Raw genomic sequence first — 13,489 nt, 5'->3', positions numbered from 1 at the left:
TATCTCTTACTCGTCCAGCAGGGTAACTTTGCCAATATACGGCAGATGACGGTAGCGCTGGGCGTAGTCGATACCGTAGCCCACCACGAACTCGTCCGGAATGGCGAAACCGACGAACTCAACCGGGACATTCACTTCACGACGGCTTGGTTTATCCAGCAGCGTACAAATGGCCAGCGATTTCGGCTCGCGCAGGCTGAGGATCTCACGCACTTTAGACAGGGTATTGCCGGAATCGATGATGTCTTCCACGATCAGTACATCTTTACCACGGATGTCTTCATCCAGATCTTTGAGGATTTTCACATCACGGGTGGTGGACATGCCGCTGCCGTAGCTGGAGGCGGTCATAAAATCGACTTCATGCGGCACCTGCACTTCACGGCACAGGTCGGCCATGAACATAAATGAGCCGCGAAGCAGCCCCACCAGCACCATTTCGCTGCCGCTGTCCTGATAATGTTCGTTGATTTGACGACCCAGTTCCGCGATGCGCGCTTTGATCTCGGATTCCGGGATCATCACTTCTACAGTATGTTTCATAAGACTAACCATTTGATTCTAAATATAAATCATCAAAGCCGCTGCTTTCGCCCCGACGATGACCGGCAAGCCATCCAGTATACCAGCAAAAAGAAATCTTCGGTGCAGGGATTAATAAAGCCATATTTGTGATTCCGATCACACTTGTTAAAACCTATAATTAATTGCAGTTAAAAAATTAACAAACACATGAGTAACTTTCTATGGCTGAAACAAAGTCTCAACAATCAAGGCTCCTGGTGACGCTGACTGCGCTATTTGCAGCGTTCTGCGGCCTCTATCTTTTAATCGGCGGAGCATGGCTGGTCGTGCTTGGCGGCTCCTGGTACTACCCTATCGCCGGTCTGGTGATGCTGGGCGTGACCGTGATGCTGCTGCGCGGCAAACGCGCTGCGCTGTGGCTGTACGCTGCGCTGCTGCTGGCGACGATGATCTGGGGCGTCTGGGAAGTCGGCTTCGACTTCTGGGCGCTGACGCCGCGTAGCGACATCCTCGTCTTCTTTGGTATCTGGCTGATCCTGCCCTTTGTCTGGCGTCGTCTGTCCGTGCCTTCCGCTGGCGCCGTAGGCGCGCTGGTCGTCGCCCTGCTGATCAGCGGCGGCATGCTGACCTGGGCTGGTTTTAACGACCCGCAGGAAGTCAACGGCACCCTGAGCGCCGACGCCACCCCGGCCGCGCCGATCTCCAACGTTGCCGACGGCGACTGGCCGGCCTATGGCCGCAACCAGGAAGGCCAGCGCTTCTCTCCGCTGAAGCAGATTAACGCCGACAACGTGAAGAACCTGAAGGAAGCCTGGGTATTCCGCACCGGCGACCTGAAGCAACCGAACGACCCGGGTGAAATCACCAACGAAGTGACGCCGATTAAAGTCGGCGACACGCTCTTCCTGTGTACCGCCCACCAGCGTCTGTTCGCGCTGGACGCGGCCACCGGTAAAGAGAAGTGGCATTTTGACCCGCAGCTGAACGCCGATCCGTCGTTCCAGCACGTCACCTGCCGCGGCGTCTCTTATCACGAAGCCAAAGCGGATAACGCGCCTGCCGACGTCGTCGCCGACTGTCCGCGCCGTATTATCCTGCCGGTGAACGATGGCCGCCTGTTCGCGGTGAACGCCGACAACGGTAAGCTGTGCGAAACCTTTGCCAATAAAGGTATTCTCAACCTGCAGACCAACATGCCGGTCACCACGCCGGGTATGTATGAACCCACTTCTCCGCCGATTATCACCGATAAAACCATCGTGATTGCCGGCGCGGTCACCGATAACTTCTCAACCCGCGAGCCGTCTGGCGTCATCCGCGGCTTTGATGTGAATACCGGTAAACTCTTGTGGGCCTTCGATCCGGGTGCGAAAGATCCGAACGCCATCCCGAGCGATGAACATCACTTCACGCTCAACTCACCGAACTCCTGGGCGCCTGCCGCCTACGACGCTAAGCTGGATCTGGTCTATCTGCCGATGGGCGTGACCACCCCGGATATCTGGGGCGGCAACCGCACGCCGGAGCAAGAGCGTTACGCCAGCTCGATTGTGGCGCTGAACGCCACCACCGGTAAGCTGGCCTGGAGCTACCAGACCGTCCACCACGATCTGTGGGATATGGATATGCCCTCCCAGCCGACGCTGGCTGACATTGAGGTTAATGGTAAAACCGTACCGGTCGTCTATGCCCCGGCGAAAACCGGCAACATCTTCGTACTGGATCGCCGTAATGGCGAGCTGGTGGTCCCGGCCCCGGAAAAACCGGTTCCGCAGGGCGCTGCCAAAGGGGATTACGTCGCCAAAACCCAGCCGTTCTCCGATCTGAGCTTCCGTCCGAAGAAAGATCTGACCGGGGCGGACATGTGGGGCGCCACTATGTTCGACCAGCTGGTGTGTCGCGTGATCTTCCACCAGATGCGCTATGAAGGTATCTTCACCCCGCCATCTGAGCAGGGCACTCTCGTCTTCCCGGGTAACCTGGGGATGTTTGAATGGGGCGGTATCTCCGTCGATCCGAACCGTCAGGTGGCTATTGCCAACCCGATGGCGCTGCCGTTCGTCTCTAAACTGATCCCACGCGGCCCGGGCAACCCGATGGAGCCGCCGAAAGATGCGAAAGGCTCTGGCACCGAGTCCGGCGTGCAGCCACAGTACGGTGTCCCGTACGGCGTCACCCTGAATCCGTTCCTGTCGCCGTTCGGTCTGCCGTGCAAACAACCGGCCTGGGGCTATATCTCCGCGCTGGATCTGAAAACCAACGAAGTGGTATGGAAAAAACGTATCGGTACTCCGCAGGACAGCCTGCCGTTCCCGATGCCGGTTAAGCTGCCGTTCACCATGGGGATGCCGATGCTTGGCGGTCCGATCTCCACGGCCGGTAACGTCCTGTTCATCGGCGCGACCGCAGATAACTACCTGCGCGCGTACAATATGAGCAACGGCGAGAAGCTGTGGGAAGCCCGTCTGCCAGCCGGCGGTCAGGCCACCCCAATGACCTACGAAGTGAATGGCAAACAGTATGTTGTCATCTCTGCCGGCGGTCACGGCTCGTTCGGTACCAAAATGGGCGATTACATCGTCGCCTATGCGCTCCCGGATGACGCCAAATAAAACGCAAAACGGCAACGAAAGTTGCCGTTTTTTTTGTGTTTATCCCTTCTCCCCATGGAAGATGGCAGCAGGCCGCCGAGCCCTAAACCGTGAATCCCAACATCATCCCGGTGTCTTCATGCTCCAGCAGGTGGCAGTGGGCCATATAGGCAAACTCCTTCGGCGCCGGATGATCAAACTTCACCAACACTTCACTGACGTCACCTTCCACGCGGACGGTATCTTTCCAGCCGCTGCGGTGCGCGGCTGGCGGCTTGCCGTTCTCGCTGAGGATACGGAACTGGGTGCCGTGGATATGGAACGGATGCAGCATCATGTCGCCCTTACCCGATATCACCCAGCGCTCATACTGGCCTCTGGCCGCGGCAAACATCGGCACATTCATGTCGAAGGCTTTGCCGTTGATGCGGTTGGCGTTATGGAAATCAAACCCCTTGCCTGACGACATGCCATGATCCCGACCAGCCTCGTGGTTCATATTGCTCATATTGCTCATGTCGCCATAGTGCATATTGCTCATGTCGCCCATGCCGCCATGCCCCATCATGCCGTGGTCCATTCCCGCCATCGCCTGGTCGCCATACTTCTCCATCAGCGCCTGCATGCCCATCCTGTCGAGCATCGGATCCATCGACAGCTGGAGCTGACGCTGCGTCAGCCCCGTCAGGGACGGTAACGCCGGCAGCGTGGCCAGCGTATCCAGCAGTTTGCCGGAGGCGGGAATGACCAGCGGCTGAACGCGCAGCACCGGCTGCGGTTGATCAAAAGGCGCAATGGCCATGCCCATCTGGCTCACCGGCAGGGTCACCAGATCGAAAGGTTTACCGTCGCTGGTGTCCACCAGCACCTCAAAGCGTTCCCCCATCAACACCGGCAATTCATCGACCTTCACCGGCTCGGCCAACAGACCGCCGTCACTGGCCACCACGTACAGCGGACGCTTATCGCTGGTGGCAAAATTGAGGGAACGGGCATTACAGCCGTTTAGCAAGCGCAGACGTAGCCAGCCCCGTGGGGCGGCATGTTCGGGATAGAGAGCGCCATTGGTCAGCAGCGTATCGCCAAACCAGCCGACAGCGGCGCTCATCACATCCAGCTGGTAGTCGATCTCGCCGGCGGCGGTGAACTTCTTGTCCTGGACAATCACCGGCACATCATCGATTCCCCATTGCTTAGGCAGCAGCAGGCGTCCGCTCTCTTCATCCTCGATCAGCACCAGGCCGGCCAGCCCCATCGCCACCTGCCGGCCGGTGGTCCCATGTTGATGCGGATGAAACCAGCAGGTGGCCGCCCGCTGCGTCGGCGTGAAGCTCACCGTACGGGTGGCGCCCGGGGCGATAACCCCCTGCGGTCCGCCGTCGACCTCGCCCGGGACCTCCAGGCCATGCCAGTGCAGCGTGGTCTCTTCCGCCAGCTGGTTGGTAATGTCAACCGTAATGGTCTTCCCCTGCGTCAACTGTAGCGCAGGACCCAGCAGTGAACCGTTATAGCCCCAGGTGGTGGCGTGCAGAGCGCCAAACTGTGTTTTGCCCGCCTGGATCGTCAGGGCGATACGGTTGCGCGCATCGGCCGTCAACAGCGTCGGTATCGGCAGAGCCGGGCGACTGGCCGCAAAAACCGCACGGCTCCATAGCGGTAATGCGCTGGCCACGCTAACCGCGGCGGTCAGTTTGAGGAAGTCTCGACGTTGCATATTCACATCCTTTTTATTCTGCGGGCGAATATTTGAGCTTAAACCCTACCGTAACGGGAAGGTCAAGCAGAAGAGTAAGAATAAAGATCGGCGCTGTGTAAAGAAGTATGCTAATTTGAAGCGTCGGTGATCTAATGGTAGAAAAAATGAAGACGCTTTTCAGAACAATGGTACTCGGCAGCCTGCTTGCTCTCTCCGCCAACAGCTACGCGCTCAGCGAATCAGAAGCAGAAGATATGGCTGATTTAACCGCGGTTTTTGTGTTTCTGAAAAACGACTGTGGCTACCAGAACCTGCCCAATACACAGATCCGACGCGCGCTGGTTTTCTTTGCCCAACAGAACCAGTGGGACCTGAGCAACTACGACAGCTACAACATGAAAGCGCTTGGCGAGGATAGCTACCGAGATCTCAGCGGTATTAACATCCCGACGGCGAAAAAATGCAAAGCGCTGGCCCGCGATTCGCTCAGCCTGTTGGCTTACGTCAAATAATGACCGGCGCGGACGGTCACGCTCCGCGCCTTTGCCGTTTCATTTGTCACATTTAAATATTTATATCTATATTTATTATTGTATATAAACAAACATTATTTAATTGCAAACCTATCAATTCGCCAAATAAATTAAACCCCTAATAATGATGAATGACTAAAAAACTAATAAAATATCATTAGTCATATATTGCAAAATAAAAAGCACCCTTCTAGAATCCGGTGAAAATATCCCTACTTCATGGACTGAAATTGTGAATATCTCGCCGACTCTCCGTATTATCCCGCTCGCCGCACTTTTATTAGTGGGCTGTAGCAATACCTCTTCTCGCCAGCAGGTAAAACCGATCACCACGCCGCTCACATCACAGCAGCAGGCTGAGCAGGAGCGAGCGGCCAGCGAACAGGAGCGTATTGAGTCCTGCCGAAAGGCGCTGGATTCACTTAAAGAGGTGAACCCACAGCAGGCAACTAAACTCAGCAATGAGTTCAATGCCCTGGTGCGTTCGGCATCGCAATACAACAATGTGCGCGATAAAGTGGCCGATCCCACCCGACTGGGCATTGACTCCATGTATCAGTTTAAATCCATCAAACTGTGTTCCGATATCCAGAAAACGCTGATCGATACCCTGGTACAGCGTGGTGAAAACAAACTGCCATGAACAAACCCGCCACGCTGACCCCTAAAGCACCACTGCTGATGCTCGTCGCGGCGCTGGCGCTTTCAACCTCATTCTACGCCGGTGCTACGCCGGCTTTTCTCGATTACGCCCAGCAGCAAACTCAGCAAGCTCAGGCGCAAGAAGAGAAAAGCTCTGCGGCCACAGCAAAGCAAGCGTCAGACGCTCGCCAGAACGCGGACAATAAAAAAACGACGGCCAATAACGCACAGTTGCAAAAAAGAATCGCCAGCCAACAGGCAACGATTGTGCAAAAAGATAAAATTATCCAACAATTAAAAAAACAGCTTACCGCCACACCAGCCACGGATACATCCATTGCGAATGAGCAAGCGGCGTTAAATAATAAAATAAAGCAATTACAGCTCGCCTTAACCGCCGCCACGGCGGAAAATGAGACGTTAATTAAAAAGGAAGTCGTTGCCCGGAATAATACTCTGCAACAGAGCCAGGCTGCCGCACTTAAGCAGATCCAACAATTAACGTCGCAGCTTCAGAGCGTCGAAGCGGAAAATAAACGGCTCAGCACCAGCCTCACCACGCTGAATACAGATAAACAAACGCTGACCTCCCGGCTGGCCGCCGCGGAAAAAGCACAGCAGACCGCACTCGGCCAGCTCACCGCCCTCGACACAGACAAGCAGACACTCACCGCCCGGCTGATGGCTGCGGAAAAAGAGAAACAGGCCGCCCTCGACCAGGCCAAAGCCCTTAACGCCGACAAACAGCCGCTGGCCACCCGACTGGCCGTGGTGGAAAAAGAGAAGCTGGCTGCCCTCGAGCAGGTTAAAGCGCTGACCACCGATAAGCAGTCGCTGACTATCCGGCTCGCCGCTGCGGAGAAGGCACAGCAGGCCGCCCTCGACCAGGCCAAAACACTGAACGCTGATAAACAGCCGCTGGCCAGCCGACTGGCCGCGGCGGAAAAAGAGAAGCTGTCCGCCCTCGACCAGGTCAAAGCGCTGACCACCGATAAGCAGTCGCTGACTATCCGGCTCGACGCCGCGGAGAAAACACAGCAGGCCGCTCTCGACCAGGTCAAGGCGCTAAACGCCGACAAGCAGTCGTTAACCGCCCGGTTGGCCGCCGCGGAAAAAGCGCCAACAACCCGCCCTGACACCGCTGCAGCGCCAAAAAATGAGCCGCCGGAAATGGCGGCGGTTGTTGCAGCCTACCGCCTGCAGGCGGATAAAGACAACGCCCAGCTACGGATGAAAGAAGATGAAATCCAACTGCTGAGAACACAGCTTTCTGTACAGTCTAAAACGCGCAGCGGCGAGAGCGCCGCCGCCAAACTCAGCGCATCGGGAGAACAGCAGGCTTATGCGATCGGCGCCTCGATGGGAGCAGAAGCCCTTAACGTTCTCACCACCCGTCGCACTCAGGGAATTACCGTCGACGCCGGGCTGGTGCTGCGGGGTATCGAAGATGCTTTTAGCGGCCAGCTTCGTCTCGGAGAACAGGAGCGTAACAAGGCGCTGTTTGACGTCTCGCAGCAGGTTTTCCAGAACCTGAATAAAATCGAGCAGAAAAACATCAGTGCCGGTAAGAAATATCAGCAGGCGTTTGCGCGCAAAAAAGATGTGATCTTCAAAGATGGCGTCTACAGTCGCGTCGATTATCCGGGCAAAGGAAAAATAAGCGGTAACGATCTGGTCACCGTAGTAATCAAAGAGATGCTGACGGACGGGACAGTGATCAACGATATGGAAGCGAAAGATCAGGCGCTCACCCAGAAGCTGGATGCCTATCCCCCGGTGTTTCGCGGCCCGCTGCAACGCCTGCAGAACCATGGCTCCTTGACGCTGGTCGTCCCGCCCGAAAAAGCCTATGGCAGTAAAGGATTACCGCCGAAAATCCCGCCAGGCGCCACCATGGTTTATTCCGTGCGGATAGTAGATAGCCAACCCGCACCGGCGAAATAACCCTCCCCCCACCGCTCTCCCCGGGCGGTGGCGGTTATTCCTGCCGCATTGCTGCAATAACCGCCGTGCATCCTCATCTATAGTTGTCTATGATGTTGCACTCGTTTTACGGGTGTAACAGATGTTAACGAAGGAGGAGCCTCACCGTGGCCGATAATCCACTGTGGCATGAAACGCTGCATGACCATTTTGGTCAGTACTTTAGCGTTGATAACGTGCTGTACCACGAAAAAACCGATCATCAGGATTTGATCATCTTCGACAACCGCGCCTTTGGCCGGGTGATGGCGCTGGATGGCGTCGTGCAAACCACCGAACGCGATGAGTTTATCTATCACGAAATGATGACCCACGTGCCGCTGCTGGCCCACGGGAACGCGAAGCATGTCCTGATCATCGGCGGCGGCGACGGCGCGATGCTGCGCGAAGTCTCTCGTCACCGTAGCATCGAAACCATCACCATGGTGGAAATCGATGCCGGGGTGGTCTCATTCTGCCGTCAGTACCTGCCCAACCATAGCGCCGGGGCCTACGACGATCCGCGCTTCACGCTGGTGATTGATGATGGCGTCAATTTTGTTAACCAGACGACGCAAACGTTTGACGTGATCATTTCGGACTGTACCGACCCTATCGGTCCGGGCGAAAGCCTGTTCACCTCGGCTTTTTATGAAGGCTGCAAACGCTGCCTGAACCCGGGGGGCGTGTTCGTTGCCCAAAACGGCGTTTGTTTCCTGCAGCAGGACGAAGCGGTCGGTAGCCATCGCAAACTGAGCCACTATTTTCGCGACGTCAGCTTCTATCAGGCGGCCATCCCAACCTATTACGGCGGGATCATGACTTTTGCCTGGGCGAGCGACAACGAGGCGTTGCGCCATCTCTCCAGCGAAATCATTCAGGCGCGCTTTCACAAAGCCAACCTGACCTGCCGTTACTACAATCCGGCAATCCATACGGCGGCCTTCGCCTTACCACAATATCTGCATGATGCTCTGTCCGCACCGTGACGCGAAGTAAGGGGGTGAACTAAATTGAAAAAATTGAAGCTGCATGGCTTTAACAACCTGACTAAAAGCCTGAGTTTTTGTATCTACGATATCTGTTACGCCAAAACGGCAGAGGAGCGTGACGGCTACATCGCCTATATCGACGAACTCTATAATGCCAATCGCCTGACGGAGATCCTGACAGAAACCTGTTCTATTATTGGCGCCAATATCCTGAATATCGCCCGCCAGGATTATGAACCCCAGGGCGCCAGCGTGACCATTCTGGTCAGCGAAGAGCCTGTCGATCCCAAGCTTATCGACCAGACCGAACATCCAGGTCCGTTACCGGAAACCGTGGTCGCCCATCTCGATAAGAGCCATATCTGCGTGCATACCTACCCGGAGAGCCATCCGGAAGGTGGACTGTGCACCTTCCGCGCCGATATTGAAGTCTCTACCTGCGGGGTCATTTCTCCGCTTAAAGCGCTGAACTATCTGATCCACCAGCTGGAATCGGACATTGTGACCATTGACTACCGCGTACGCGGCTTTACCCGCGATATCAATGGGATGAAGCATTTTATCGATCATGAAATCAATTCGATTCAGAACTTTATGTCCGATGACATTAAGTCGTTGTATGACATGGTCGATGTGAACGTTTATCAGGAAAATATCTTCCATACCAAAATGTTGCTCAAGGAGTTCGACCTTAAGCACTACATGTTCCATACCCGACCGGAAGAATTGACCGCCGAAGAGCGCAAGGTCATTACCGACCTGCTGTGGAAAGAGATGCGCGAGATTTACTACGGCCGCAATATTCCTGCCGTGTAATATTGGAAATGCCCGGCGGCGCTTGTGCTTGCCGGGCCTGGGATTCTGCGTCGCCTGGTCGCCCGGGTAAGGCACCAGCCGCTACCCGGGGATTTCCCCTGCTCACGCTACGCTTAGCAGGGCTACGCTCTTGCGCCACCCGACATAAAAGGCGTCATTAACGCTGCTGCATAAATTCACGATAAGCGGCAACAACCTGCAGGAAATCCTCCACGCCGCAGAGAGAGAGACTTTCTTCGTCGTAGTAGCTCATCCCCTCCTCGATTTCGTCGCCGGAAAACTCCAGCTGATTGGCGCGGATCATCACCTCTTCGCCATCCAGCCACAGCGTATATTCATGGCCAGCCCGCTGCCAGGAACGTTCACTGCCCTTCACGGTGCGTGCAGCCTGCTCTACTTCATCAAGCAGGGCAAGATTGTCTTTCACCTCTTCGTTGAACCAGTGGCCGATCGCCTCGTGATCCATCGACATTCGCACCTTTACCACTCCGGTAATATCGCGCAGAAATTCGTAGTCCATAGTCTTTTCCTCTGCAAGGGCAATGCGTCACCGCTGCACTGTACCCATGCAGTAATTATCGCAGCAGACAGAAAGAAAAAAAGCGTAACGGGCAGGAGGTTTGGAAATAAAAATGCCCGGTGATGCAATGTTCACCGGGCATTGGGGAGTTTATCGCCAAACGGTCAGCCGGGCTGACCGAATGGTTTTACACCGCGGTCTGGAAGATCACGCCGTCAGCTTTTTCAGTGTACTGATCCAGCTGGTTAAAGTTCAGATAACGGTAGGTATCTTCCGCTGTCTTATCCACCTGCGCCACGAAGGTCTGGTACTCTTCCGGCGTCGGCAATTTGCCGAGCAGAGAAGCCACCGCTGCCAGCTCGGCAGAGGCCAGATAGACGTTAGCGCCGGTACCTAAACGGTTCGGGAAGTTACGGGTGGAGGTGGAGACCACCGTCGCACCGTCGGCCACGCGAGCCTGGTTACCCATACACAGGGAACAGCCAGGGATTTCGATACGCGCCCCGCTCTTACCAAACACGCTGTAGTAGCCTTCTTCGGTCAGCTGCGCGGCGTCCATACGGGTTGGCGGCGCCACCCACAGGCGAGTCGGCAGCTGGCCTTTGTGGCTGTCCAGCAGCTTACCGGCGGCACGGAAGTGGCCGATGTTGGTCATGCAGGAACCGATGAACACTTCGTCGATCTTCTCGCCCTGCACGTCAGACAGCAGACGGGCATCGTCCGGATCGTTCGGCGCGCACAGGATTGGCTCTTTGATATCCGCCAGATCGATGTCGATCACTGCCGCGTATTCCGCGTCAGCGTCGGCTTCCAGCAGCTGCGGATCCGCCAGCCATTTTTCCATGCCCTGGATACGGCGTTCCAGCGTACGGCGGTCGCCGTAGCCTTCGGCGATCATCCACTTCAGCAGGACGATGTTGGAGTTCAGGTACTCAACGATCGGCTCTTTGTTCAGCTTGATGGTACAGCCGGCAGCAGAACGCTCAGCGGACGCATCGGTCAGTTCAAATGCCTGCTCGACTTTCAGATCCGGCAGACCTTCGATCTCGAGGATGCGACCAGAGAAGATGTTTTTCTTACCTTTCTTCTCAACAGTCAGCAGGCCCTGCTTGATGGCATACAGTGGGATGGCATGAACCAGGTCGCGCAGGGTGATACCCGGCTGCATTTTCCCTTTGAAGCGCACCAGCACCGATTCCGGCATATCCAACGGCATGACGCCGGTCGCAGCGGCAAAGGCCACCAGACCAGAGCCCGCCGGGAAGGAAATACCGATTGGGAAACGGGTATGGGAGTCGCCGCCGGTACCCACGGTATCCGGCAGCAGCATGCGGTTCAGCCAGGAGTGGATAACGCCATCGCCCGGACGTAGAGAAACACCACCGCGGTTCATGATGAAGTCCGGCAGGGTATGGTGCGTGGTCACGTCAACCGGCTTCGGATAGGCCGCGGTGTGGCAGAAGGACTGCATCACCAGGTCCGCGGAGAAGCCCAGGCACGCCAGGTCTTTCAGTTCATCACGGGTCATTGGACCGGTGGTGTCCTGAGAACCGACAGAGGTCATTTTCGGCTCGCAGTAGGCGCCCGGACGGATACCGGCAACGCCGCAGGCGCGGCCAACCATTTTCTGCGCCAGAGAGAAGCCGCGGGTGCTTTCCGCCACGTCTTTCGCCTGACGGAAGACGTCGCTGTGCGGCAGCCCCAGCGCTTCGCGCGCTTTGGTGGTCAAGCCGCGGCCGATGATCAGCGGAATACGGCCACCGGCGCGCACTTCGTCGATCAGCACATCGGTTTTCAGCTCGAAGCTGGCCAGCAGTTCGTTGGTTTCGTGATTACGCACTTCGCCTTTGAACGGGTAAACGTCAATCACGTCGCCCATGTTCAGGTTTGACACATCAACTTCGATAGGCAGCGCACCCGCATCTTCCATGGTGTTGAAGAAGATTGGCGCGATTTTGCCGCCCAGGCACAGACCGCCGCCGCGCTTGTTCGGCACGTTCGGGATATCGTCGCCCATAAACCACAGCACCGAGTTGGTCGCGGATTTACGCGAGGAACCCGTACCGACCACGTCGCCGACGTAGGCCAGCGGATAGCCTTTCTGCTGCAGGGCTTCGATTTGTTTAATCGGGCCGACGACGCCCGGCTGGTCCGGATCAATACCTTCGCGGGCGTTTTTCAGCATCGCCAGCGCATGCAGTGGGATATCCGGGCGCGACCAGGCATCCGGCGCCGGAGACAGGTCATCGGTATTGGTTTCGCCGGTGACCTTGAAGACGGTAACGGTGATTTTCTCTGCCAGCTGCGGGCGGTTCAGGAACCACTCAGCATCAGCCCAGGATTGCATGACCCGTTTAGCGTGCTCGTTACCTGCTTTCGCTTTCTCTTCTACGTCGTAGAAGTTATCGAACATCAGCAGAGTATGAGACAGCGCTTTCGCGGCAATCGGCGCCAGTTTCGCGTCGTCCAGCGCATCGATCAGCGGATGAATGTTGTAACCACCCTGCATGGTGCCCAGCAGTTCAACGGCTTTTTCAGGGGTTACAAGAGGGGAGGTCGCTTCGCCTTTGGCGATCGCGGCAAGGAATCCAGCTTTAACATAGGCGGCTTCGTCGACGCCCGGCGGTACACGGTTAATCAGCAGGTCTAACAGGAATTCTTCTTCGCCCGCAGGCGGGTTTTTCAGCAGTTCTACCAGCGCGGCCATTTGGGTTGCATCTAAGGGTTTGGCAACAATCCCCATGGCGGCACGCTCAGCTACGTGCTTACGGTATTCTTCTAGCACGACGGTTCTCCTCGCTTCTCATTGTCATAATGCGGCCTACACGTCTTCAATCAATCTGCTTCGGTATTGGCAGTTTGCCGCCTTGACGCATCTTGAAGGATTTAGTGGCTGGGCGATTTTCTTCACGCTCCTGTGAGACAGCAGTTTGTAGGGTAAATGCCCGATACCGCGTCGGCAGCATAGCAGGATTTTTGAAAGGTGTTAATCTGTTTACAAAAAAGCAACATTAAAATTTAGCTGAATCGTTAAGGGCAGGATATTGCAGGCTTTCTGTTCAAATCCCGCGACAAAAATTCCTTTCCGCGTACAACTCCCCGGGCCGATCCCAACAATAATCAATAAAAAGCCATACCGCTTACTTATACTCAGCAAACGCGCCGTTTTCGCCGATACTTTAGCGAGATGGGTTACTTTTTGGGTCAGGAGC

General features: G+C 56.0%; 11 protein-coding genes. 6 read left to right on the top strand and 5 right to left on the bottom strand.

Annotation, left to right across the window (positions count from 1 at the left end):
- Positions 1-6: 6 nt before the first annotated feature.
- Together hpt and SPE70_RS04085 are read right to left on the bottom strand one after the other, a co-directional pair.
- Entirely contained in the window at positions 7-543 is a 537-nt protein-coding gene (gene hpt / locus SPE70_RS04090; RefSeq protein WP_004204384.1) for a hypoxanthine phosphoribosyltransferase, read from the bottom strand.
- A gap of 4 nt (positions 544-547) precedes the next feature.
- Positions 548-667 (bottom strand): hypothetical protein, encoded by a 120-nt coding sequence (locus tag SPE70_RS04085; RefSeq protein WP_012542835.1) that lies wholly within the window; start codon positions 665-667, stop codon positions 548-550.
- A 79-nt stretch (positions 668-746) separates the two neighbouring features.
- On the opposite strand from SPE70_RS04085, the gene SPE70_RS04080 reads away from it, so the two are divergent.
- On the top strand, positions 747-3,137 hold the full coding sequence (locus tag SPE70_RS04080) for a glucose/quinate/shikimate family membrane-bound PQQ-dependent dehydrogenase (protein WP_032732524.1): 2,391 nt from the start codon (positions 747-749) through the stop codon (positions 3,135-3,137).
- 82 nt (positions 3,138-3,219) lie between these two features.
- Here SPE70_RS04080 and cueO read toward each other — a convergent pair whose 3' ends face one another.
- Complete coding sequence (cueO, locus tag SPE70_RS04075; protein WP_063106343.1) at positions 3,220-4,830, bottom strand: multicopper oxidase CueO; 1,611 nt, start codon at positions 4,828-4,830, stop codon at positions 3,220-3,222.
- 146 nt (positions 4,831-4,976) lie between these two features.
- Here cueO and SPE70_RS04070 point away from each other — a divergent pair, with 146 nt between their 5' ends.
- From SPE70_RS04070 to speD, 5 genes are all read left to right on the top strand, one after another.
- Entirely contained in the window at positions 4,977-5,324 is a 348-nt protein-coding gene (locus SPE70_RS04070) for a YacC family pilotin-like protein (protein WP_002888808.1), read from the top strand.
- Between the two features lie 253 nt (positions 5,325-5,577).
- Positions 5,578-5,988, top strand: coding sequence for a hypothetical protein (locus SPE70_RS04065; RefSeq protein WP_008807403.1), 411 nt, complete (start codon positions 5,578-5,580; stop codon positions 5,986-5,988).
- A gap of 680 nt (positions 5,989-6,668) precedes the next feature.
- Positions 6,669-7,931 carry an FKBP-type peptidyl-prolyl cis-trans isomerase gene (locus SPE70_RS04060; RefSeq protein ID WP_162550472.1) on the top strand — a complete coding sequence of 421 codons (1,263 nt, stop codon included), beginning with the start codon at positions 6,669-6,671 and terminating at the stop codon, positions 7,929-7,931.
- 146 nt (positions 7,932-8,077) lie between these two features.
- Entirely contained in the window at positions 8,078-8,938 is an 861-nt protein-coding gene (gene speE, locus SPE70_RS04055; protein ID WP_008807405.1) for a polyamine aminopropyltransferase, read from the top strand.
- A 24-nt stretch (positions 8,939-8,962) separates the two neighbouring features.
- Positions 8,963-9,757, top strand: coding sequence for an adenosylmethionine decarboxylase (gene speD / locus SPE70_RS04050; RefSeq protein ID WP_008807406.1), 795 nt, complete (start codon positions 8,963-8,965; stop codon positions 9,755-9,757).
- Between the two features lie 157 nt (positions 9,758-9,914).
- Here the strand turns inward: speD and yacL are convergent, their stop codons facing one another.
- Complete coding sequence (gene yacL / locus SPE70_RS04045) at positions 9,915-10,277, bottom strand: protein YacL (protein WP_004204373.1); 363 nt, start codon at positions 10,275-10,277, stop codon at positions 9,915-9,917.
- Between the two features lie 187 nt (positions 10,278-10,464).
- Complete coding sequence (acnB, locus tag SPE70_RS04040; RefSeq protein WP_008807407.1) at positions 10,465-13,062, bottom strand: bifunctional aconitate hydratase 2/2-methylisocitrate dehydratase; 2,598 nt, start codon at positions 13,060-13,062, stop codon at positions 10,465-10,467.
- Positions 13,063-13,489 lie beyond the last annotated feature (427 nt).

This window comes from Klebsiella sp. ZJOU C1 (assembly GCF_035620215.1).
In the GTDB taxonomy this organism is placed as follows: domain Bacteria; phylum Pseudomonadota; class Gammaproteobacteria; order Enterobacterales; family Enterobacteriaceae; genus Klebsiella; species Klebsiella variicola.
This window is presented reverse-complemented; position numbering and strand designations above follow the sequence as displayed.

Coding starts and splice junctions, on each gene's coding strand:
- SPE70_RS04060 (WP_162550472.1), top strand. CDS start 6,669: ATGGCTGCGGAAAAAGAGAAACAGGCCGCCCTCGACCAGGCCAAAGCC.
- hpt (WP_004204384.1), bottom strand. CDS start 543: ATGAAACATACTGTAGAAGTGATGATCCCGGAATCCGAGATCAAAGCG.
- SPE70_RS04085 (WP_012542835.1), bottom strand. CDS start 667: ATGGCTTTATTAATCCCTGCACCGAAGATTTCTTTTTGCTGGTATACT.
- SPE70_RS04070 (WP_002888808.1), top strand. CDS start 4,977: ATGAAGACGCTTTTCAGAACAATGGTACTCGGCAGCCTGCTTGCTCTC.
- SPE70_RS04080 (WP_032732524.1), top strand. CDS start 747: ATGGCTGAAACAAAGTCTCAACAATCAAGGCTCCTGGTGACGCTGACT.
- cueO (WP_063106343.1), bottom strand. CDS start 4,830: ATGCAACGTCGAGACTTCCTCAAACTGACCGCCGCGGTTAGCGTGGCC.
- yacL (WP_004204373.1), bottom strand. CDS start 10,277: ATGGACTACGAATTTCTGCGCGATATTACCGGAGTGGTAAAGGTGCGA.